We start from the raw sequence: 21,391 nt of genomic DNA, 5'->3' as shown, positions 1-21,391 counted from the left end.
ACGCGATCGACTTACCGAAAAACGGCATGGTGAGCGTGTATCGGCGGTTCGTCCACTGCTCAAACCCCGTCAGCAGCGCATGGGCGTCATTAATGGCGACAGACCCGCGACATTGAAAAGCCGCCTTTCCAATGCTTAAGGTAGGCCTCGGGATGGTCAGGGTGTTGTCATGAGCCGTTTTCTTGCTCTTCTTTTCGGTATTGTCGGTGCGCTGGGCGCAAGCCAAGCGCCTGAATTCACGCAGCAATACCTGCAGAACCTCAAGGGCAGCGTGGATCGGCTGACCGAGGTCGTCGCCCGCTTCGACGAGGATGCGATGCGTTCGGACATGACCCGGAGCGAGGCGCTCAACTACTGCCTCACCGACAGCCGCCCCGATGGCGCCATGTCATGCAAGGGCCGCGCGGAGGACGTGAAGGACTTCGAGCGCTATTCGCAACAGCTCGCGAACCTGCAAGCAGCCGACGAATGGCGGCGCCCGATCTACCTCGTCCGCAATTACGACAAGAAGATCGCCGAAAGCACGCTCGAAGAGTTCAAGCCGGCCGTGCCCGCAACGCTGCCCGGTGCTGCTTACGCCCTCGCGGGATTCGCGCTCTTCTGGGGTGGCGCTGCTCTGATCCTCGGCCTCATCACGGCGCCCTTCCGCCGCTACTAGACGTTACTTTCGCCAGGGACGGACGGCATGGCCCATCTTGCGGCCCGGCCGCGCCTCGCGCTTGCCATAGAGCGTCAGATCGACTTCGGGATCGGCGGCAAGCTCGTCCCAAGCCTCGATCTCTTCGCCGATCAGGTTCAGCATCTCCATCGGACGTACCGTCTCGGCATCGCGCAGGGGCCAGCCGGCCACGGCCCGGATCTGCTGTTCGAACTGGCTGACCGAGCAAGCTTCGAGCGTGTGGTGCCCTGAATTATGCACCCGCGGGGCCATTTCATTGGCCAGCAGCGTCCCGTCACAATCGAAGAACTCGACCGTCAGCACGCCGATATAGTCGAGATGCTCGAGTACCTTGCGCACGGCCTCGCGGGCCTGCTCCTTGACCGAGGCCGAGGCCTCCGCAGGGATCACGCTTCGCGCGAGGATGCCGTGCTTGTGCTGGTTCTCGCAGAGGTCGAAATAGGCGATCTCTCCGTGCACCGATCGTGCAGCGACAAGGCTGACCTCCCGCTCGAAGCGCGCCATGGCTTCGAGGATCCAGGGACCACCGCCAAGCTCGGCCAGGACCGCTTCGGGATCCTCGTCACCCTGCAGGCGGGCCTGACCCTTGCCGTCATAACCGAAGCGACAGGTCTTGAGGATCGAGGGTCCCGCCTTCGGCAGCGCCTTCGCGAGATCCCGCGCATCCGCAATCGGCCAGAAATCGACCGTGCCGATCTTCAGCTTACGGAAGAGGTTTTTCTCCCGCACCCGCTCCTGGCTCGCCTCCAGGGCGCGGGCATTGGGCCTGAGCTCGACGCCCGCCTTCGTGACCGCGGCGGCGGTGGACGCGGGGACGTTCTCGAACTCATAGGTGACCACGTCGCAGCCCCGCGCGAATGCCTCGACTGCCGCTGCGTCTTCATAGGCGCCATCGACGCGAATGGTGGCGAACTGCCCCGCGGGAGACTTCTCCACCTCAGGGCCATAAACCGCGACCTTGAAGCCAAGCTTGGCAGCAGCGCTGGCGAGCATCCGGCCGAGCTGACCGACGCCGAGAATGCCGATCGTCCTTCCCGGTTCGAGCATCAGATAACCGGCGCGTCCGTTTGCGGAGCTTCGAGCACCGCGTCCGTTTGCTTCTGCCGCCAGCTCTTGAGACGGAGGCTCAGTTCGGCATCCCCCAAAGCGAGGATCGAGGCGGCCATCAGGCCAGCGTTCTTAGCGCCCGCCTCACCGATCGCCAGCGTTCCGACCGGCACACCGCCGGGCATCTGCGCGATCGAAAGGAGGCTATCCATGCCCGAGAGCGCTTTGGACTGCACCGGCACGCCGAGCACTGGCAGGGTCGTCATGGAAGCGACCATGCCCGGCAGGTGGGCCGCGCCCCCCGCACCGGCGATAATCACCGAGAACCCTGCGTCTTCCGCGCCGGTGGCAAAGCGGACAAGGCGGTCGGGCGTCCTGTGGGCCGAGACCACGAGGTCTTCATGGCCCACGCCCAGCTCATCGAGGATTTCCGCTGCGCGCCGCATGGTGGGCCAGTCGCTGGTCGATCCCATGATGATGGCCACCGGCCGTTGATCCTGCACCATCGCTCGCTCCTCCGGCAAAGGGGGCTGTTAGCGGCTGCGGGATAGTGGGGCAAGCGCACCCGGAGAGACGGTCGCTACTGCGGCGGTGGAGGCGGCTGCGGCAGGTCGACATCGTGGCGGTGGTTCCAGATCTCGACGATCTTCCCCTCGTCATTGAAGCGGAAGACGTTGATGATCGGCACGTCCTTCACCGCGAACATGCCCATGGCCTCGCCCTGTTCGTTCGGCTCGAAGCTCATGGTCCAACGATTCACGACCATGTCGTCTTCAGCGACTTGGTAGTCAATCTTGCCGGTCACTGTGCCTATGCTGTGAAAAAAGTCCGCGATCCGCTTCTGCTCGATCGCGGCTTCGGTCTAATTTTTTCGCTCGCCGATATCGTGCACGACGTAGGTGTCGGCAACGTAGTTCGCATAGTTCTCGGTCTTGGTATCGCCGCCGAACCAGAGGTCTTCATAGAAACCGCGTGCCTGCGCCTTGTTTCGCTCGACCACCGGCTTTTCGTGATCGTCCGCGTGGGCCGGGCCAACAATGGCGAGCGCGCTGACGGCGTAGAGTATCCGGCGCATGGGACTCCCTTTCCCTGTGTGACCGCAGGACTATAGAACCCGCACCGGTGCGTCCGAAAACCTTAGGCACAGCCGGAGCTGCACTTTTTCTTATACGTCAGCCCGCAGCGACCTGATCCGCGCGATCAGCCCGCTGGTCGAACGGTCATGCTCCGCGTCGGCCTCACCCTTCAGTTCAGCCAAAATTGGCTTTGCCAGCACCTTGCCGAGCTCGACGCCGAACTGGTCGTAGGAGTTCACGCCCCATACCGCGCCCTGGACGAAGATCTTGTGCTCATAAAGAGCGATCAGGGCACCGAGGGTTTGCGGCGTCAGCTTCTGCATCAGGATCGATACCGAAGGCCGGTTCCCCGGAAACGCCTTGTGCGGTGCAAGGCGGTCCGCCTCTTCGTCCGAAGCCCCCTGCTCTTTGAGCTGCGCCCGCGCCTCGTCCTCTGTCACGCCGACCATCAGCGCTTCGGGCTGGGCCAGGAAATTGGCGAGCAGCTTCTCGTGGTGGTCGCCGAGGGGGTTGTGGGAGATCGCAGGCGCGATGAACTCGCACAGGATCTCGGTCGTGCCCTGATGGATCAGCTGGTAGAACGCATGTTGGCCATTGGTACCTGGCTCGCCGAAGACAATCGGCCCGGTCTCGTAAGTGACCTTCGATCCGTCGAGCCTGCGGCCCTTGCCGTTCGACTCCATGTCCGCCTGCTGGAGATAGGCGGGCAGCCGCGACAGTGACTGGTCATAGGGCAGCACCGCCACGGCGGGCATGTCGAGGAACGTCCGGTGCCACAGGCCCACGAGGCCCATGACGATCGGCAGGTTCTCGCGGAGCGGCGCCTCTTCGAAGTGCCTGTCCATGGCATGGGCACCGGAGAGGAGGTCCTCGAAACTGTCCCAGCCCACGGTCAGCGCGATCGGCAGGCCGATGGCGCTCCACAGCGAATACCGCCCACCTACCCAGTCCCAGAACCCGAAGACGTTCTCCGGGTCGATCCCGAATTCCGCCGTAGCCTGATGGTTGGTCGAAAGCGCCACGAAGTGCTTTGCGATATCCGCCTCGCTGCCTCCCTGCTTCAGGAACCAATCCCGCGCCGAACGCGCATTGGTCATCGTTTCCTGCGTCGTGAAGGTCTTCGATGCGATGGTGAACAGCGTCCTCTCGGGGTCGATCCTGCGCAGCACCTCCGACAGGTGCGTGCCGTCGACATTCGACACGAAATGCACTTCCCGCCCATCGATGTGATAGGGGCGCAGCGCCTCCGTCACCATGACCGGGCCAAGGTCCGACCCGCCGATACCGATATTCACCACCGTGGTCAGCGGCTTGCCGGTCGCACCCTTTCGCTCGCCGGAGGTCACGGCGTCTGTGAAGGACTTCATCCGCTCCCGGACCGCCTCGATCTCGGGCATCGGGTCTTTACCGTCTACCGAATATTTCCCGTGGCGGTTGTCGCGAAGGGCGACATGCAGGACCGCCCGGCCTTCGGTCTCGTTGATGGCCTCGCCCGCGAACATCCGCCGACGCCTTTCCTCGACGCCCGTTTCGCCGGCGAGGGCGAAGAGCGCATCCATGGCCCTGTGCGTGACGCGCGTCTTCGAGGCATCGAGGAACAGGCCCGCGGCCTCGAAGGAGAGCTGTTCGAACCGGTCCTCATCCTCCGCAAACAGATCGCGCAGCCGGGCCTGGCCGTCGGTGGAGCTCAGCGCGGAGAGGTCTTCCCACGCTTTCGTCTTGGTGGGGTCCATGGCGCTCGAATCTCCCGCTTAGCTGTCGGCGTATTTCACCGAGCAGCCATAGGGCTTCGAGACCTTGGTGACCACCTCTCCGCCGTTTTTCATCTGCTGGAGGGCCGTGCTCACATAGTTCTGAGCATGCTGGATATCCTCGGGATCGGCCGTGGGGATGGTATCGATAGCGCCATTGTAGCGGACGATCCCCTCGCCATCGATGATGAACATGTGCGGCGTTGTCTTTGCCCCATAGGCCCGCCCCATGGAACCGTCCGCATCCAGAAGAACATGGGCCGGCTGCGCGCCGCGGGCTTCATTGAGCTGCTTGGCGCGCGCCGCATCCGCATAGCCTTGCTTCCCTTCGGCCGAAGAGATCACTTGGATCCAGACGATACCCTCGGCGGCGGCACGCTTCTGGAGCAGCTGGATGTTATTCGAATTGTAGTGCTTCTGTACGAAGGGGCAGCCGTCATTCGTCCATTCGAGAACGACGGTCTTGCCGTCGAACTGGCCAAGGCTGATCTCGGTGCCTTCGGCGCTCATCTCGGAGAACGCAGGCGCTGGCTGGCCGGGAATCGCACCGACAAGGGCCAGAAGGCTGACGAAAGCGTTGAGCATCAGGTTCTCTCCAGTGTTTCCTCGAGACGGTCGAGCGTCAGGATCTGGGGCAGGATCTCGGTCTCGCCCTTGCGGTTATAGTAGAGATAGAGCGGAACGCCGCTTCTGCCCTGCCGTTCGATCGCAGCGGTGATGACCGGGTCCGGGTTCGTCAGGTCCGCCACCATGAACACCGTCCCCGTGCGCGCGAAGAGCGCCTGGCCTTCGGGGGAGTCGAGCACCACGCGCTTGTTGTACTGGCAGGTGACGCACCACGCCGCGGTGAAATCCACGAAGACCGGTGTGCCCTCCGCCTGCAGGGCCGCAATCCGCGCCTCGTCATAGGGCTCCTTGGCGAGGGAGCCGACATAGGCAGGACCTTCCGCCGTCTTGAGCATGGCCAGGGGCAGAAGCGCCGCGGTTAGCGCCAAGGCCGCCGCGAGCTGGAGGGGCCGTGCCCCGCCCTTCTCCTGCGCGAGGCCGAAGAGCCAGCCTCCGAAGGCTGCGAGCACGAAAGCGATGCCGAGGGCCAGCACACCCTGGGGCCCCGCCTGAAGGCTCACCACCCATGTCAGCCAAGCCACGGTGCCGAACATCGCGAAGCTGAACACCTGCTTCAGCCGCACCATCCAGGCCCCCGGCTTCGGCAGGGCCTGCACCAGCTGCGGCACGACCGTGAGCATCAGGTAGGGCAGCGCAAGACCAAGCCCAAGGGCAAGGAACACGGCGATCGCCGCAACCGGCGGCGCGCTGAGGGCAAAGCCGATCGGCAGGCCAAGGAACGGCCCGATGCACGGCGCGGCGACCACCACGGCCAACAGCCCGGTGAAAAACGAGCCCTTCAATCCCGGCTTCCGGGTGAGGCCGGAGCCTGCTCCCTGTACGGAGGTTCCCACCTCGAAGAGCCCGGCAAGGTTGAGCCCGATCAGGAACACCACGACGGCAAAGAAGCCGACGGCCACGGGTGACTGGAGGTGGAAGCCCCAGCCGAGCTGTGCGCCTGCGCCCCGCAGCGCGAGAAGCAGCCCCGCCATTGCCGCGAAAGTGACGAGCACGCCGGCGGTGTAGGCCAAGGCATCCTTCTGGATGGTGCTCCGGTCGGCCCCGCCGAGCTTGGCGACGCTCGCGGCCTTAAGGAACACGATGGGGAAGACGCACGGCATGGCGTTGAGGACGACGCCGCCAAGAAGCGCGAACAGGAAGACCAGCGCGATGTTGCCCGCTCCCCCCTCCGTCGCCCCAGAGGCGCCGGAACCCAGCGAAGCGAGGATCTCCGGGCTCGCCACCGGGGCTGCGCTCTCCCGCGCCAAAATCTCGACGCCGACTTCCTGTCCGTCCATGTCGAGGACGAGGACGCCCGCGATCTCCTCAGGCTTCTCCAGCCGGAAGTCGATGCCGGGAGTCATCGACAGGTAGAGCGCACCTTCATGCCGGTGCTGGGCCTGCGGAGCCGAAGGCTCGATGGTGCCGCCGCGCTCGGGAAAGAAAAACGCCTTCCCTGTCGGCGCGCCTTCGATGCGCAGGACGACGTTCTCCCCGTCCATGGCCCACTGCGCATCGAGGCCGAGATCACGCGGCAGAGCGCTGCGCGCAGTGCGGATCCGCGCGGACTGCGCCGGCATGTCCGCCGCGCTGGCCATCACCGGGATGGTCATTGTCAGCTCGGCGCTCTCGGGGATGCAGACGTCGAGGCAGATCAGCCACTCGGCAAGGACATCGAAGCGCGCCGTCGAGCCGGGCTCGGCATCGTCCGGCACCTCGAGAGGGACAAGGAAAGTCGGGCTGCCTTCGTGGCCGAAATTCGTCAGCGGCCCCAGTGGCAGGCGATGGGGCAGCGGATAGCCGATTTCCCCGGCCTCCCAGCCTTCCGGCAAATTCCAGCGAAGCTCCAGCGGGAGACCGCTATCGCCCGGGTTCTTCCAGTAGACGTGCCAGCCCTCGTCCAGCTCCTGCGCCAGCGCGACCCACAGGGTGTCGCCCGGCACGGCGGCTGACTTCTCGGCTATCAGGCGCGAGGAGGCGTGCCCTGTCTCCACCACCGGCCCCGTCTGGGCCTGGGCGACGGCAAAAAGGGCAAAAACGGCAAGAACGGCGCGCAACATGGCCCTTGGTTCGGTCATGAAGAGGGTTTGGTTGCAGTTGGGCGTTTGTTCAAGTGACGACCCTGTCGCCCTTCTCATCACCTGTCATTCCGGGGCCAGCGAAGCTGGAGCCCGGAACCCGAACAGCGCTGCGTATGGATCCCGGTCTCGGTCTCCAAGCGCCCCGGGATCTGCTCCCTCACCCCTCAGGCAAATTCTCCAGGAAGAACCGCACTGCGTTCCCGCCCATCACCTTGCGGATGTCATCATCCTCCATCCCAGCATCCATCAGGGCCTGGGTAATCGCGGCCAGCTCGCTCGCATCGAGCTCGGTCGTCACCGTGCCGTCAAAGTCCGAACCCAGAGCAATATGGTCCACACCGAACCTGTTGGCGCCCCACATGATCGCATCGGCAATCCCGGCGGGCGAGGCGTCGCAGGTGACGTCTTCCCAGAAGCCGACGCCGATCAGCCCCCCGTCCTCAGCAATCATCTCCATGGTCTCATCGGAGATGTTCCTCGGGCTCGGGCAGTGCCCGTCAAAGCCCGTGTGGCTGACGATCAGCGGGCCTGCACCCATGGCGAGGACCTCGCGCACGACCTGTTCAGAGCTGTGGGCCACATCGATGATGATGTCCTTCTCGCGCATCCGGCTGACAGCGGCGCGGCCGAACTCCGTCAGCCCCTCACCGCTCGTCCCATGCAGCGAGCCGCCGAGCTTGTTGTCGAAGAAATGGTGCAGCCCCATCACCCGGTACCCGGCATCAAACAGCCGGTCGATATTGGCGAGGTCGCCGTCGAGGGCGTGAGAGCCTTCGGTGCCGAGGATGGCGGCGACACCGCGTAACGACACAGGAGTTGTTCCGCCGTCGGCGGAAAGCACCTCCAACTCGATGCCGCCGGTCCAAATCCTGAGGAGTTCATCCAGGTCGGCGGAAGTGCGAACAATCTCGAGGGGAGCCAACCCATCGCGACCGACTTGCGAGTCCTCCGCAAACCCCGCCAGCTTCTCCGCCTGATAAATCGCCCGCTCCGTCCGGCTGTCCCAGGTCCTCCGCGGCCAGCGCTGCGCCATCGCGAGAGTCCGGATATTGTCCGTGGACCCATCGTTCTCGTCGTAGTTCTGGCCCTTCGGCGTCTTCGTCACCGCCGTGAACATCTGCAGGAACACCCCGCCTTCGCGCAAGCGCGGGATGTCGACATGGCCGTAGTCGTTCCGTTTCAGCAGGTCCCGGTTCCAAAGGAGACTGTCCGCATGAAGATCCGCCACCGGGATCGTCGCGTGCAGCGCCCTCGCCTCCTCGGAAATCTCATAAGGCGCGTGCGGCACCACCGGGTTCATGCTGGCATCCACCCGAGGCGGCGCGAGCCAGAGGAAAAGGATCAGCGCGAGGCCCAGAAACCCCAAGATGCCGGCAATGATGCGGAGAATGAGTGTGCCCATGGAGCGGGTTTAGCATGTTCTACCCATCTGTCATTCCGGGATGCCTGCAAGGCAGGCCCGGAACCCATAGAACGACACGGTATGGATTCCGGGCTCGATCTTCGATCGCTCCTGAATGACATCAAAGGACCAATGCATCGTCATGCCACCATCTACGGTATATTCCGCACCCGTGACATAGCTGGCATCATCGGACACGAGGAATGCCGCCACTGCCGCAATCTCCTCGTGGTGGCTGACGAGGCTGAGGGTAGGGGCCGCCCGGAAGGCCGGAAGGGAGCAAAGACAGCAAAACTGCGTGGCCCTCGCGGCAATGCGACGGCGCGCCGTCATTGATTATCGCGCCGGAACCGTTACGTCCCGGTCACGGATTGAACCAAAAGGAGAGACGCACCATGGCCGTCAGCCTTCCCCCGCTTCCCTATGAGCGCGATGCCCTGGCCCCGCACATCAGCCGGGACACGCTCGACTACCACTATGGCAAGCACCACCAGGCCTATGTCGACAAGACCAACGCCGCCATCGAAGGCACTGACATGGCGGACGACGACCTTGTCACGATCGTGAAAAAGGCGGTCGGCAAGGACCAGGGCCTGTTCAACAACGCCGCCCAGGTGTGGAACCACACCTTCTACTGGCACTCGATGAAGCCCGGCGGCGGCGGAAAGCCCGCTGAAGGCTCGAAGATCGCCAAGATGATCGACGACAGCTTCGGCAGCTACGACAACTTCCGCAAGGAATTCGCGGATGCCGGCGCGACGCAGTTCGGCTCGGGCTGGGCATGGCTGGTGGAGAAAGGCGGTAAGCTGGAAGTCCGCAAGACCCTGAATGCCGAAACGCCGCTGACTGACGACGGCGCGACGCCGCTCCTGACAATGGATGTCTGGGAGCACGCTTACTATCTCGACTACCAGAACGCGCGTCCGGCCTATATCGACCGGTTCCTCGACCATCTCGTGAACTGGGACTTCGCCGAGAGCAATCTGGGCTGAATTCCGTCAGCAAACTGACAGGGAAAGCCCTGCCGGAAGGCGGGGCTTTTTTGTCGAGTTATCTACTCCGCAGTCAGACTGTCATAGACTGTCTCGACGAACCTGTCTTCGGAGATAAAGCCTCCGGTCCTGCTTTCGGCATAGGCGGAAGCAGGCTTAGCAGCCACGATCTCCGATTTCGATTTGCCATCATCGATCATGCGCTGAACCCGGTCGCGGATAGCGACCAGCATGTCGTGATAGGCTTTGGCGCCAGCCTTGTCGGTCAGCCTGCCATGGCCAGGGATGATGACCGTGTTCTCGTCCGACATCTCCCAGGTGGTCCGCGCCGCCTCGATCGCTCCGTTGATCGAGCCTCCTCCGGCGAGGTCGATATAGGGGAAGCTGCCCATTGACTCTTCGAACATGGTATCGCCGGTGTGGATGACATTCGCCTTTTCGAACACGACGATCGCATCACCATCGGTGTGCGCGTTCGGGATGTGCACGGCACGGACAGTATCGCCATTGATGTGAAAGCTTTGCTGCTTGGAAAACGTCACCACAGGGGCATTGGCAGGGTTCTGCCCTTCAAGGACGCGGGTCCGGACATTGTCATGACCAAAGATCAGCGCACCCGCCTCGCCGAGATTCTCGTTCCCTCCGGTGTGATCGCCGTGATAGTGTGTGTTGAGGACGAAATCGATGTCGTCACCGGAGAGCTCGCGGACCTTGGCGATGATCTTGCCGGTCAGGGGCGCGAACTGGTCATCGATGATGAAAACCGCGTCGTCCCCGAAATGAAGGCCGATATTCCCCCCTGCGCCGTAGAGGACATGGACACCCGGCGCGGCTTCCTCGCTGGTGATTTCGACGGAGGAGAGGTCCCGCTGGGCAAGGGACAGGCTGGCCAGCGCCGTCAGCGCCGAAATGGTGAGCGTCATGGGAAACCCCTTTCTCGTGGGATGCAGTTAGCGCAAGGAACCCCTCGCAGCGAAGCTTCGAAAGCATGTTATCCGCGCACGGGTGTTTTACCGCATGCGGCGTTCTGTTGGCGAACACCCCCTTTGTCCTGCCCGGCGGCCGGATCAATCCGGACCGCATGCTGCTCGACGGTCAAGCCGTCGACCTGAGCCGACGTTTCAGCAAGCAAGCAAGCAAAGCCGATTGCTGCCATCGGCCATGCGCCCTGTTGCTCGTGGAGACCGGGGCCGCGAAAGGCCGGACCATCAGGAGCTGGCCACCGCTTCGGACCGACCTGCGCAATGCCGGTGCGACGGTGGTTGACCGGGAAATCGTGCGGGACGGCAACGTCATCACGTCACGCAAACCGAGCGATATCGATGCATTCGTCAGCGAGATCGTCGGAGCCGTGAGGGCCGATACCCATACGAAATGGCCGGGCACTATGCCCGGCCACTCAAGCTCTCGGGGGGTCCGGAGAAACGCGCTGTTTAGTTGGTTCGTCCGTAGTAGGACGTCACTTCATTGCGGAAGGACGTGTCGGCAAAGTTCGGCCAGTTGTCCTTGTCGAAGCCCGGTGCGTTCTCGAGTTTCTCTTTCGGAATGTCGAGCACAAGACGTTCCTTCGCCGTATCGACCGTGAACTGATCGAAAGGGATTGCAAAGAGCTTGTCACCAATACCCAGGAAGCCGCCGAAGCTCAGAACACCATACTCGATACGGCCGTTCGACATATCGATCATGATGTCTTCGAGCTTGCCGATCTTCTCGCCCTGGGCGTTGACGACTTCGTCACCGGTCAGGCTGGTGGCGGAAAGCACTGGTTGCATAGCATCCTCCTCATCGTTGCTAGTGTCTCGCTAACGTTCTGGATTCGCTCGCGTTCGCCTTCTGGGTGCGCGGACACCCCAGTTTCGCGCAGCTGTGAAAGCGCGCTTGGGTTCGGGCGTGCCTTCGCCTAAGGAAGCGGCATGGACCAGGATACCCTCGCCCCCCGCGCGACAGGCTTTACCCGTCATGGGCCGGAAGGCTTCGAAGGAATGCGCAAGGCTGGCCGTCTCGCCGCGGAATGCCTCGACATGCTCACGAAAGAAGTGCGGCCCGGCGTCGAGACACAGAAGCTCGATGACCTCGCCTACCAATTCATCCTCGATCATGGCGCGACCTCCGCGACGATCGGATACCGCGGCTATCGCCACGCTCTGTGCATCTCGCCGAACCATGTGATCTGTCACGGCATGCCCTCGTCGAAGACGTTGAAAGACGGCGACATCGCCAATATCGACGTCACCGTGATCGTCGACGGCTGGCACGGCGATACGAGCCGGATGTTCTATGCGGGCGAGCCCAAGGTAAAGGCCAAGCGCCTGGTCGATGTCACCTTCGAATGCCTGTGGAAGGGGATCGAGGTCGTGCGGCCGGGGGCCAATCTCCGCGATGTGGGCCGGGCTATCCAGACCCATGCGGAGGGACACGGTTTCTCCGTGGTGAGAGATTTCTGCGGCCATGGTCTCGGGAAGGTCTTCCACTGCCCGCCTAATGTCGTCCACTATGAGCAGTACACGGATCGTGACGGCATCACCCACACAGCGCCTGACATCGTCCTAGAAGAAGGGATGTTCTTCACGATCGAGCCGATGATCAATGCCGGCAAGCCCGAAGCCAAGATGCTGCGCGACGGCTGGACCGCCGTGACCCGTGACAAGTCCCTGTCGGCACAGTTCGAACACTCGATCGCCGTGACGGAGGACGGCTACGAGGTCTTTACGAAATCGCCCGCTGGCCTCGACCGGCCGCCCTATCCGGCCGGATGAGCACCACGCGGCTTGACGCCAAGAGCCTGCAGGCCGGCCACCGCGACCGGTTGCGCAAGCGGTTCATGGCTGGCGGTGCGGACAGCGTGCAGGACTACGAACTGCTCGAACTCGTCCTGTTCAACGCGATCCCCCGGCGGGACGTGAAGCCGCTGGCGAAGATCCTGATACGCGAATTTGGGAATTTCGCGGATGTCATCAATGCACCGGAAGAACGCTTGCGGACGATTTCCGTCGCCGTCGATGGCAAGCCGCCGCTCAAGGTTTCAAACCGGGTGCTCGCCGAGTTTGCGCTCAGCCGTGCGTCGGCCCTGAAGCTGACATCTGCGAACCTCCTCAATCGCGACCTGATGTCGAGCTACAAGGAGTTGATTGCCTATTGCCGCTCGGCCACCGCCTATGAGCCGGTGGAGCAATTCCGGATTTTGTTCCTCAACAACAAAAACGCCCTGATTGCAGACGAAAAGCAGCAGACCGGAACGATCAACCACACGCCGGTTTATGTGCGCGAGGTCATCAAACGGGCCCTGACCCTCAACGCGGCGGCGATCATTCTCGTGCATAACCACCCCTCGGGCGACCCAACGCCTTCGCGGGCGGATATCGAGATGACGGCCAGGATCGTGGAGGCTGCGAAGTCGGTGGACCTCGTCGTCCACGACCACCTCATCATCGGGCGTGGCTCCGAAGTCAGCTTCCAGCAGCTGAAATTGATGTGATCCGACCCGGCACGGTTCTTGCGGAGGACGGGCTGCCGGGCTTTGCATGTCCGCAGACCGAACCTCGGAGGAGCCAGATGGCCGATAGCATGAACGCCGCCCGCGTGCGCATCGCCGTGGCACAGCTCCTATACCAGAAGGGGATCGACGTCGGCTCGCTCTACCATGCACTGGGGATCGATCCGGCGGACGCGGACAGCGACGCGCTCAGCCATCTCGCCGGGGTGCTCGACGGGATGGAAGCAGCGGCGAAGGCGATCCGGGACCACGGGCTCGAAGGATGGTCGAAACCGAAGTGACCGAAACCGACCTCGCTCGCTTCCAGAAACGGAGTGTCAGCCTGTCAGGCCACCGGACATCGGTCTCGCTGGAGCGGGCTTTCTGGGCTGTCCTCGAAGCGGCTGCGAAGAGACGCGACCTGTCTCTTGCCGGGCTGATCGGCGAGATCGACCGGGCACGGGCCGAGGACCAGAATCTTGCTTCGGCCCTGAGGCTGTTTGCCTTGAAAGAGGCGCAGGGCCGACACGCCCATTGAATCACGGCCAACAAAAAAGGCCCGCGGCAAGCGGGCCTTTTTCGTGCGATCGGTCGGGCCCGGCAAAGCCAGGCCCGGACCTCATCTTAGATCATGGCTTCCGTGTCGCCGACAATCCGAGTCGTGGCATTCCGGTTCTTGGCCCAGGCTTCCGGGGTCGAACGCGGATCGATCGGACGCTCCTTGCCGTAGGAGACGGTCGAGATGCGGGTCGGCTCAACGCCGAGACCAACGAGGAATGCCTTGGCAGCTTCAGCACGACGCTCACCGAGGGCGAGGTTGTACTCACGGGTACCGCGCTCATCGCAGTTACCTTCGATGCGGATCCTCAGGTCGGCGTTTTCCGGCATCATCAGGAATGCGGCCTGACGGCGAAGAGTCGCCTGGGCTTCCGGGGTAAGGTTATACTGGTCGTAGCCGAAGAAAACGCGGTGCCCGACGTTTTCTTCAAGCTCCATCTGGGCCATCTCGAGTTTCGACATGGCCGGCTCTTCGATCACCGGCTCTTCGACGACTTCGATGACTTCTTCCTCAGTCGTTGCGCAGGCTGCGAGAAGGGCCACAGAGGCGAGAATGCCGGTGGTCCCCAGAACGTTGAATTTCATGGCTTTGCTCCGTTGCCTTTCTTCCGGGACGAACCCCCGTCCCGCCCTGACGCAGCTTGAAGACGCCCCCAAGCCTTGCCATTCCCTTTTCACGAGACCACGGGTTAGCGTGCTTCGCTAACCGATCCGTGGCACCACGTGGTTAATTTTAGGTCACGCTATCGTCTAACGCTTCCCTGTTCAATCATCCTGCGGCGAATTTGTTAACCATCAATCGAGGCGCGGAGACCAGGCCGGATCCGACGCCTCGGTTGGCGTCGGGATACGGCGAAGATTTTGCCCCGTCAGATCAACGGCAAAGAGACGCACAGGCCCGCCAGGATATTCTTCCCGATGGAAGGCCAAAACACGGCCATTCGGTGACCAAGTCGGGCCCTCGACGAGATAGCTCTCGGCCAGAAGACGCTCACCAGAACCGTCAGGCGCCACGACGCCGATGTAGAAACGGCCCTTGTGCTGCCGCGTGAAGGCGATGAGGTCGCCCCGCGGGCTCCACACCGGCGTGCCGTAGGTGCCTTCGCCGAAGGTGATTCGGCGCTGCTGCGAGCCATCGGCATTCATGACGTAGACTTGCTGGCTGCCACCGCGGTCGGAAGCGAAGGTGATGTAGCGGCCATCCGGCGACATCGACGGCGACACATCAATTGCCGGGTTCGACGTCAGACGGTCGAGCTTGCCCGAGATCGGGTCGAGATAGGCGACGTCCGAATTGCCGTTGAGGGCGAAGCTGACGAGCAGCTTGTCGCCGTTCGGCGTGAACCGCGGGGCGAAGGTCATGCCCGGAAATTCGCCGACCTCGCGCTGAACGCCGGTCTCGATGTCGAAGAGGTACACCTTGGCGGGACGGTCCTCGAAGAAGGCGAGATACGTGATCTGCTGCTCGTTCGGCGAAAAGCGTGGCGTCAGGACGTCATAGTTGAGGCCGCCGGTCAGGGTCTGCGGATTGTAGCCGTCCTGGTCCATGATCGTCAGGCGCTTGGTACGGTCCGTCTTGGGTCCGGTTTCCGAGACATAGACGATGCGGCTGTCGAAATAGCCATCCTCGCCCGTGAGCTGGGAATAGACGAAGTCAGAGACCTTGTGCGCAGCGCGGCGCCAGTTCTCTCGCGGGGTCTTGTACGCGACCGAACCGACCTGCTGGTTGCCGACGACATCCCAAAGACGCGTGTTGATCTGCACCCGGCCATCGCCAAGGTCCATGACCTCGCCGGCGAGAAGGACGCGGGCCCCGATCACGCGCCAGTCGGCGAAGCGCGGGGTGACGTTGATGTTCACCAGCTCTTCGATGAAGGCATCTTCGCTGATCGGCGCGAGAAGGCCCGAATTGGTGAGGTCGTTGCGGATCACCTCGGCCACGCTCTCGCCCAGGTCGGCGTCCGTCGAGCTCAGATAGTCCGGAATGGCGATCGGCATCGGGTCCGTGCGGCCCCGGGTGATGTCGATCTCGACCTGCGCCGATGCCGCCACCGGCAACATGAAAGCAACAAGAGCCAGAAGAGCGTGTCTCAGCATCGGTTGGTCGAACCTCTCTCGTGGAAACCCCGGTCGGGGTGGTAGCGCGACGCGCTAAAGCAGAAAACCGTCAATTGTGTTCACGTCACAGGTTTGACGAAACGGTCACATCACGCCGAGCGGCGTGAAGTTCAGGGTCATCTCCGACCACACGTAGTAGCGCTCCTCCGGCAGGTAGTCGTAGGGCGCGCATTTCACGACGGCCTGAAGCGCGCGATCGCGCGTGGTCCGCCACCAGCTGTTGTTGGAGAGCGCGATCTGGCGGGCGTTCAGGACTTCGGGCTGGCCGATGAGCTGCCCCTCGGGGTCGAGATTGAAGCGAATGCGGACGACGAGCTTCTCAGCGTTCGGAACACCGGTCGGCTGGTCGAAGCACTCCTCGGCCATTTTCTGGCGGATGAGGTCGATCTCCGAAGCAGTCAGGGTGTCGCCGAGACCGATCTGTTCCTGGTCGCGCAGGCCCTCTGCGTCAGCCACTTCAGCGGGCGCGCCCTTGTCCGGCTCGTCCTCGAGATCGACGAGCGCCTCGTCGAGGCCGGAAAAGAAGTCGTCTTCCTCGGCAGGCTGGGGGTCAGGCTCGCGCTTCGGCGGGTCTTCGCGCTTGGGCTCTTCGCGCGGCGCGGGGTCTTCGGGCTCTTCCTTGACCTCGGGTTCCGGCGGGGTCGGATCTTCCGGCTGCGGAACGGGGATAGGGTCCGGCATCGCGACTTCCTGGATGTCGTCGCGGGGGTTCGGCGGTTCCTCGGTGACCTCTTCGGACTTCTGGTCAGCCTTCACCGAAAGGAGGTCAGCGAACTCTGCCTCAGAGAGAAGTTCGACAGGCACGACAGGGCGGTAGACGACGTCCGGGACGCTCAAAAACGGCGCAATGATGAAGCCGCCGGCGAGAATGCCGACGTGCAACAGCGCCGAAAGAAACGTCGCGTAGCGCATCCCGCCCCTGCCCTCAGAGGTTGTCGTTCACGAGGCCAATTTTCGAGTACCCAGCCGCCTTCAGCCTGCCCATGACCTTGGCGACGTCGTCGTAGAGCACCCTTTTGTCTGCACGCAGATAGATTGTCCCGTCATAGCCGGTGCCGGCAATGGCCTCGAGCCGGGTGACGAGTTCGTCGTAGGGGACTTCGGTTTCCTGCACGAAGATCTCGCCATTCGCCGTCACCGAAATGGTGATCGGCTCGACCTGCTCGGTCAGCGCTTCGGCCTCGGTTTCGGGGAGCTCGACCTCGACCCCCACCGTGAGGAGCGGCGCGGCGACCATGAAGATGATGAGCAGCACGAGCATCACGTCGACCATCGGGGTGACGTTGATCTCCGCCATCGGCGTGCCCGCTGTGCGGCGTAGCTTGCCATTGCCGAGACCTGAGCCTCCGCCGCCGGGAAGAAGTCCGCCCGCCATCGGTTAGCGGCTCCCGTCAGCCTGGCGGCTGAGGATCGCGGTGAACTCGCCGGTGAAGCCTTCGATGCGGTTGACGTAGCTGTTCAGCGCCGCGGTGTAGCGGTTGTAGCCAACGACCGCCGGGATGGCGGCGACGAGACCGATGGCCGTCGCGAAGAGCGCTTCGGCAATACCCGGCGCCACCACAGCGAGGTTGGCGTCACCTGTCTGGGCGATGCCCTGAAACGAGTTCATGATGCCCCAGACAGTGCCGAAGAGGCCAATGAACGGCGCGACGGAACCGATGGTCGCAAGAACGGGGAGCTGGCTGCCCGCGCGTTCGATTTCGCGAGTCGCTTCGGCCATCATGCGGCGCTCGGCCCGCTGGACCGATGACGGCGCGAAGCCGCCTGCGGGGACGCTTTTCGCAAACTCGTCCATGCCAGCGACGAAGACCCGCGCCATCGGATGGTCGAGCCGGTCCTTCAGGCGACGGTAGAGGTCATCGAGCGGACGGCCCGAATAGAATTGCTCCTCGAACTTCTTCGCCTTGCTGCGAAGTCTCGAAAAGGTGAGCGACTTGTCGATGATGATCGCCCACGACCAGACACTGGCGATGGCCAGCACGATCATGACGGCTTTGACCACCGGGTCGGCCTGCATGAACATGGCGACTACGCCAAACTCCGTGCCGATCGCGCTTTCGGCGACGACCTGTTCTTCCATCGCTGACTCCTGAATTCACCCTGACGCGGCATACGCCGCCTTCCTTAACCATCCCTACACGAGGTCGCTCACCATTTCGAGCGGTGAAATTGGTTCTTTCGGGCTTTCCATCCTCGTGAATTCGACGTGCGCACCACGCTTTTCCCATGGCGGTTTCCGCCATACGTATCGCGCTACGATAAATGAGTGAGGACCTTATGGTAAAAGCCACCGCCGCAGCCCTGGTCGCGTTGACCGCTTTCGGGGCCGGAGCCGTCGCCCAGGATGTGGAGCGCATCGAGCGCGGGAACCTGATCCTCGAAAATGTGCCGGAGACCCCGCCCAGCGTCGCGCAGTCCCTGCAGCAATACCAGAACACCCGCTCCGCCGGATTCCAGGGCTTCGACGCCGACGGCGAGGGCATCTACATTTCGACGCGCTTCGGTGAGACGGCCCAGATCCACGCGGTCGAAAAGCCGATGGCGATGCGCGAGCAGCTGACCTTTGCCAAGGAGCCGACCAGCGGCGCTTCGCCCTCGCCCACCGTGCCGGGACAGTTCGTCTTCGCCCGCGACAAGGGCGGCGATGAGAACTACCAGATCTACCTCTTCGACCGCAGCACCGGACAGAGCACGATGCTCTCGGACGGCGAGGGACGGAAGACCGGCGGCACCTGGTCGAAGGACGGCCAGCGCGTCGCCTGGACCAAGACCATGGACGGCCCGACCAAGGGCATCGTCATCGCCGATATCGACAACCCAGAGGGCCGCGAGACAGTTTTCACTGGCGACGGCTGGTGGGGGGCCTCGGATTTTTCCGAAGACGGCGATTCTCTGATCCTGTTCGAATATGTCTCGATCAATGATTCGAAGATCCACCTCCTCGATCTCGAAAGCGGGGAAGTCTCACAGATCAATCCGTCCGATGAGCCGATCTCCTATGGCGGCGCACAGTTCGCTGCCAATGGCGGGCACCTCTACTTCACCTCGGACGAGGGGTCGGAGTTCCGGAACCTGTTCCGCTACGACCCGGAGACAGGAGAGAAAGAGAACCTGACGGCGGGTATCGACGCCGATGTAGGCGGCTTTGCCCAGTCAGAGGACGGACGGTACTATGCTTTCGTGGTCAATGACGAGGGCCGCTCGAAGATCCATGTGCGCCAGTCGCGGAACGACCGGGACGTCCGTGTACCTGATATTCCGGCCGGCGTGATCGGAGGGCTCGAATTCTCGCCGACGGAGAATGTGCTGGGCTTCTCGCTCAATGCCGCGACCTCTCCGACGGATGCCTATAGCTTCAAGGTCGGCTCGCGGGGCGAGCTCAACCGCTGGACAAAGAGCGAGGTCGGCGGGCTCGACACCTCGGCGTTCGTGGAACCAGAGTTCTTCCGCTATGAGAGCTTCGATGGGATGGAAATCCCGGCGTTCATCTACAAGCCCAAAGGCGAAGGCCCCTTCCCGGTGATCGTGTCGATCCATGGCGGGCCCGAAGGCCAGTCACGGCCGACCTTCAGCCCGACATACCAGTATTGGGTGAACGAGCTGGGCGCAGCGGTCGTCGTGCCCAATGTCCGCGGCTCCACCGGGTTCGGCAAGTCTTACGTGAAGATGGACAACGGCATGAAGCGGAAGGACTCGGTGAAAGACATCGGTGCCCTCCTCGACTGGATCAGCCAGCAGGAAGACCTCAACGAAGACAAGGTCGTCGTCTACGGAGGGTCCTATGGTGGCTACATGGTCCTCGCCTCGATGGTGGACTACAATGACAGGCTCGCTGGCGGTGTCGATATTGTCGGGATCTCGAGCTTCATCACCTTCCTCGAGAACACGGCGGACTATCGCCGGGATCTTCGGCGTGCGGAATATGGCGACGAGCGTGATCCTGAGATGCGCGCTTTCTTCGAAGAGATCGACCCGCTGAACAACGCCGACAAGATCACCAAGCCGCTCTTCATCATCCAGGGCCTCAACGACCCGCGGGTGCCGGCATCCGAGGCCGACCAGATCCTCGCAGCGGTCCGCGCCAATGGCGGCGAGGCCTGGTACATGGGCGCAAAGGATGAAGGCCACGGCTTCCGGAAGAAAACCAACCGCGACGCGATGACCGAAGCGGTGGTGATGTTCTTCAAGCACGTGTTCGAGGAGTGAAGCCCGCCGGCGCCCTCAGCTCAAAAGGCCGAGGGCGTAGCCCCTCAGAACCGCCGAGACACGATCGCCGACATCGAACTTCTTGAAGATACGTCGGACATAGGTGTCCACGGTGTTGGCGCTGAGGCCCAGGATTTCCGCGATGACGGCGTTGCTCTTCCCCCGCGCGATCCAGTTCAGGATCTCCTGCTCACGCTCGGACAGCGCCGCTGCCTTTGGCAAGTGCTTCGCCAGGAGCTCGCAATACCGAAGATGCGCGGCCTGGCAGATATATTGGAGCTCGATGATCTGCCCGGTCGAGAGGGTGCGTTGGTCCTGCCCGCAGCCAAGGCCGACATAGCCGTCACGGCCATGGGGCCCGAAGACGGGGACGGCGAGTCCATCGCCGAGATCGGCACGCTCGAGTTCGTCGAGATACGCTTTCTCTTTCTCGGACAGGTCGAAATGCCGACCGGCATCCGACCACCAGAACGGCCTGCCCGCGGAGAGCGCGCGGCGGGGAATCGGGTCGGTGAGGTAATATTGCTTATCTTTATACCTCTCCACCCACTCCTCCGGAAAACCTTCCGTGATGACCGAAACATAGGGGGAATGATCGAAAGCACCCGGCGGCGGCATGTGGTGATAGCTCATCCGGGTAATGCCGCGCCGCTTGATCGCGTCGATGGTGAATTCAAGCAAGTCCTTGGAATGATTGCGGGACAAAGTATCAATAGCGAATTGAACGACAAATGGCACAGGAGAAATTCCGTAGAAGAAAAGGCACGAATAAACCTGAGTTAATACGGTGCGTCGCCTCGACCAATCCTGTAACTCAGTAAGCCCGTCCCGGAAACGCGGGACGTGAATTTCTCACATCCCAAAAGCATATCGGAGGTTCATTTGACCGATATGCTCGGGGTGAGGATCAAGGCCCATGAAACGGGAAACGCTGCGGCTCGTGGAAGCCGGCATCGAAATCGAGGAGCGCGCGCAAGCGCCGGGCACTGAGGAACGTCCCACGGACGATGTTCTTCCGCAGATCGATGCGATCATCGCCCGTTGCCTCAACGCGCCAGAATCCTGCCAAGCGCACAAGGAACTCTTCTCTCTTTACACGGAGCTTCACAAGAGACTATCGGCTGCGGGCGAAGGGATAAGCGCCCTACAGGAACGGGCGAGCCTCGTCGCCGCGCAGTCGGAAATTCTCGACGCTTCCGCCTCCCTGCCCGCGAGAACCGTGGTCGACGTGACCTACAAGCTGGCACTATGGCGCCTGGACTACCATCGCAGCCGTGACGAGGTCTGGCCGCGCGGCGACATCGTCGCGGCCGCTGTTCTCGAGGACCTGATCGCCATAACCGGCGAGACGGATGCCCGTTTCGTCGAGGACGAGCACGAGGACTAGCATTTTTCATGCTGCA

General features: G+C 62.7%; 26 protein-coding genes and 1 pseudogene. 9 read left to right on the top strand and 18 right to left on the bottom strand.

All coding sequences use genetic code 11. The features are described from left to right. Positions 1-169 precede the first annotated feature (169 nt). On the top strand, positions 170-658 hold the full coding sequence (locus tag IE053_RS11965) for a DUF2937 family protein (RefSeq protein WP_189576278.1): 489 nt from the start codon (positions 170-172) through the stop codon (positions 656-658). Positions 659-661: 3 nt separating this feature from the next. Here IE053_RS11965 and IE053_RS11960 read toward each other — a convergent pair whose 3' ends face one another. The 9 genes from IE053_RS11960 to IE053_RS14640 form a co-directional block, all read right to left on the bottom strand. Continuing rightward, positions 662-1,726 carry a 5-(carboxyamino)imidazole ribonucleotide synthase gene (locus tag IE053_RS11960; RefSeq protein WP_189576276.1) on the bottom strand — a complete coding sequence of 355 codons (1,065 nt, stop codon included), beginning with the start codon at positions 1,724-1,726 and terminating at the stop codon, positions 662-664. After that, positions 1,726-2,232: a 5-(carboxyamino)imidazole ribonucleotide mutase gene (gene purE, locus IE053_RS11955; protein WP_189576274.1), complete on the bottom strand. Its 507-nt coding sequence runs from the start codon at positions 2,230-2,232 to the stop codon at positions 1,726-1,728. Before purE ends, IE053_RS11960 begins: the two co-directional genes overlap by 1 nt. 74 nt (positions 2,233-2,306) lie before the next feature. Then, positions 2,307-2,561 carry a nuclear transport factor 2 family protein gene (locus tag IE053_RS11950; RefSeq protein ID WP_268249071.1) on the bottom strand — a complete coding sequence of 85 codons (255 nt, stop codon included), beginning with the start codon at positions 2,559-2,561 and terminating at the stop codon, positions 2,307-2,309. A gap of 27 nt (positions 2,562-2,588) precedes the next feature. Continuing rightward, positions 2,589-2,801 (bottom strand): hypothetical protein, encoded by a 213-nt coding sequence (locus IE053_RS11945; RefSeq protein WP_189576270.1) that lies wholly within the window; start codon positions 2,799-2,801, stop codon positions 2,589-2,591. 90 nt (positions 2,802-2,891) lie between these two features. Continuing rightward, positions 2,892-4,535, bottom strand: coding sequence for a glucose-6-phosphate isomerase (pgi, locus tag IE053_RS11940; RefSeq protein ID WP_189576268.1), 1,644 nt, complete (start codon positions 4,533-4,535; stop codon positions 2,892-2,894). An 18-nt stretch (positions 4,536-4,553) separates the two neighbouring features. Further along, positions 4,554-5,138 carry a redoxin family protein gene (locus IE053_RS11935; RefSeq protein WP_189576266.1) on the bottom strand — a complete coding sequence of 195 codons (585 nt, stop codon included), beginning with the start codon at positions 5,136-5,138 and terminating at the stop codon, positions 4,554-4,556. Beyond that, positions 5,138-7,237 carry a protein-disulfide reductase DsbD family protein gene (locus IE053_RS11930; protein ID WP_189576264.1) on the bottom strand — a complete coding sequence of 700 codons (2,100 nt, stop codon included), beginning with the start codon at positions 7,235-7,237 and terminating at the stop codon, positions 5,138-5,140. The genes IE053_RS11935 and IE053_RS11930 overlap by 1 nt, the downstream gene beginning before the upstream one ends. Positions 7,238-7,397: 160 nt before the next feature. After that, complete coding sequence (locus IE053_RS11925; RefSeq protein WP_189576262.1) at positions 7,398-8,642, bottom strand: dipeptidase; 1,245 nt, start codon at positions 8,640-8,642, stop codon at positions 7,398-7,400. A gap of 30 nt (positions 8,643-8,672) precedes the next feature. Beyond that, entirely contained in the window at positions 8,673-8,975 is a 303-nt protein-coding gene (locus IE053_RS14640; RefSeq protein WP_189576260.1) for an SDR family oxidoreductase, read from the bottom strand. A 62-nt stretch (positions 8,976-9,037) separates the two neighbouring features. On the opposite strand from IE053_RS14640, the gene IE053_RS11915 reads away from it, so the two are divergent. Then, positions 9,038-9,634 (top strand): superoxide dismutase, encoded by a 597-nt coding sequence (locus IE053_RS11915; protein WP_189576258.1) that lies wholly within the window; start codon positions 9,038-9,040, stop codon positions 9,632-9,634. Positions 9,635-9,696: 62 nt separating this feature from the next. Here the strand turns inward: IE053_RS11915 and IE053_RS11910 are convergent, their stop codons facing one another. Next, on the bottom strand, positions 9,697-10,557 hold the full coding sequence (locus IE053_RS11910; RefSeq protein WP_189576256.1) for an MBL fold metallo-hydrolase: 861 nt from the start codon (positions 10,555-10,557) through the stop codon (positions 9,697-9,699). 68 nt (positions 10,558-10,625) lie between these two features. Further along, positions 10,626-10,790 carry a hypothetical protein gene (locus tag IE053_RS14515; RefSeq protein WP_229786206.1) on the bottom strand — a complete coding sequence of 55 codons (165 nt, stop codon included), beginning with the start codon at positions 10,788-10,790 and terminating at the stop codon, positions 10,626-10,628. Here IE053_RS14515 and IE053_RS14700 point away from each other — a divergent pair. Then, positions 10,716-10,919: pseudogene (locus IE053_RS14700) on the top strand (DJ-1/PfpI family protein); the annotation flags it as partial. The gene IE053_RS14515 and the pseudogene IE053_RS14700 sit on opposite strands and share 75 nt — an antisense overlap. A gap of 148 nt (positions 10,920-11,067) precedes the next feature. On the opposite strand, the gene IE053_RS11900 reads toward IE053_RS14700, so the two are convergent. Beyond that, positions 11,068-11,406, bottom strand: coding sequence for a PRC-barrel domain-containing protein (locus IE053_RS11900; RefSeq protein WP_189576254.1), 339 nt, complete (start codon positions 11,404-11,406; stop codon positions 11,068-11,070). Positions 11,407-11,547: 141 nt separating this feature from the next. Between IE053_RS11900 and map the strand changes: the two genes are divergently transcribed. The 4 genes from map (at position 11,548) to IE053_RS11880 (ending at position 13,644) form a co-directional block, all read left to right on the top strand. Further along, on the top strand, positions 11,548-12,390 hold the full coding sequence (gene map, locus IE053_RS11895) for a type I methionyl aminopeptidase (protein ID WP_189576252.1): 843 nt from the start codon (positions 11,548-11,550) through the stop codon (positions 12,388-12,390). Further along, positions 12,387-13,109, top strand: a complete 723-nt coding sequence (radC, locus tag IE053_RS11890) for a RadC family protein (RefSeq protein ID WP_189576250.1) — start codon at positions 12,387-12,389, stop codon at positions 13,107-13,109. Before map ends, radC begins: the two co-directional genes overlap by 4 nt. Positions 13,110-13,186: 77 nt before the next feature. Further along, positions 13,187-13,408, top strand: a complete 222-nt coding sequence (locus IE053_RS11885) for a hypothetical protein (protein WP_189576248.1) — start codon at positions 13,187-13,189, stop codon at positions 13,406-13,408. Continuing rightward, positions 13,390-13,644 carry a ribbon-helix-helix domain-containing protein gene (locus tag IE053_RS11880; protein ID WP_189576246.1) on the top strand — a complete coding sequence of 85 codons (255 nt, stop codon included), beginning with the start codon at positions 13,390-13,392 and terminating at the stop codon, positions 13,642-13,644. Before IE053_RS11885 ends, IE053_RS11880 begins: the two co-directional genes overlap by 19 nt. A gap of 86 nt (positions 13,645-13,730) precedes the next feature. On the opposite strand, the gene pal is transcribed toward IE053_RS11880, so the two are convergent. The 5 genes from pal to tolQ all read right to left on the bottom strand — a co-directional run bounded on the left by pal (position 13,731) and on the right by tolQ (position 17,862). Then, positions 13,731-14,249 carry a peptidoglycan-associated lipoprotein Pal gene (gene pal / locus IE053_RS11875; RefSeq protein ID WP_189576244.1) on the bottom strand — a complete coding sequence of 173 codons (519 nt, stop codon included), beginning with the start codon at positions 14,247-14,249 and terminating at the stop codon, positions 13,731-13,733. A gap of 210 nt (positions 14,250-14,459) precedes the next feature. Further along, the gene (tolB, locus tag IE053_RS11870) at positions 14,460-15,761 is read right to left on the bottom strand and encodes a Tol-Pal system beta propeller repeat protein TolB (RefSeq protein ID WP_189576242.1); all 1,302 of its coding nucleotides are present in this window, start codon (positions 15,759-15,761) and stop codon (positions 14,460-14,462) included. Between the two features lie 105 nt (positions 15,762-15,866). Then, positions 15,867-16,694: a cell envelope integrity protein TolA gene (gene tolA / locus IE053_RS11865; protein WP_189576240.1), complete on the bottom strand. Its 828-nt coding sequence runs from the start codon at positions 16,692-16,694 to the stop codon at positions 15,867-15,869. Between the two features lie 13 nt (positions 16,695-16,707). Continuing rightward, positions 16,708-17,157, bottom strand: a complete 450-nt coding sequence (gene tolR / locus IE053_RS11860) for a protein TolR (protein WP_189576238.1) — start codon at positions 17,155-17,157, stop codon at positions 16,708-16,710. A 3-nt stretch (positions 17,158-17,160) separates the two neighbouring features. Further along, on the bottom strand, positions 17,161-17,862 hold the full coding sequence (tolQ, locus tag IE053_RS11855) for a protein TolQ (RefSeq protein WP_189576236.1): 702 nt from the start codon (positions 17,860-17,862) through the stop codon (positions 17,161-17,163). 182 nt (positions 17,863-18,044) lie between these two features. On the opposite strand from tolQ, the gene IE053_RS11850 reads away from it, so the two are divergent. Next, positions 18,045-19,988, top strand: a complete 1,944-nt coding sequence (locus IE053_RS11850) for a S9 family peptidase (RefSeq protein WP_229786205.1) — start codon at positions 18,045-18,047, stop codon at positions 19,986-19,988. 15 nt (positions 19,989-20,003) lie between these two features. On the opposite strand, the gene IE053_RS11845 is transcribed toward IE053_RS11850, so the two are convergent. Further along, the gene (locus tag IE053_RS11845; protein WP_189576234.1) at positions 20,004-20,669 is read right to left on the bottom strand and encodes a helix-turn-helix transcriptional regulator; all 666 of its coding nucleotides are present in this window, start codon (positions 20,667-20,669) and stop codon (positions 20,004-20,006) included. Positions 20,670-20,904: 235 nt separating this feature from the next. Here IE053_RS11845 and IE053_RS11840 point away from each other — a divergent pair, with 235 nt between their 5' ends. Continuing rightward, the gene (locus IE053_RS11840; protein WP_189576232.1) at positions 20,905-21,375 is read left to right on the top strand and encodes a hypothetical protein; all 471 of its coding nucleotides are present in this window, start codon (positions 20,905-20,907) and stop codon (positions 21,373-21,375) included. The last annotated feature ends 16 nt before the right edge of the window (positions 21,376-21,391 follow it).

Origin of the sequence: Parvularcula lutaonensis (assembly GCF_014651915.1) — a bacterium.
GTDB classification, from domain to species: Bacteria; Pseudomonadota; Alphaproteobacteria; order Caulobacterales; family Parvularculaceae; genus Parvularcula; species Parvularcula lutaonensis.
The sequence above is the reverse complement of the archived record's forward strand: the minus strand, read 5'-3'. Positions and strand labels throughout refer to the sequence as shown.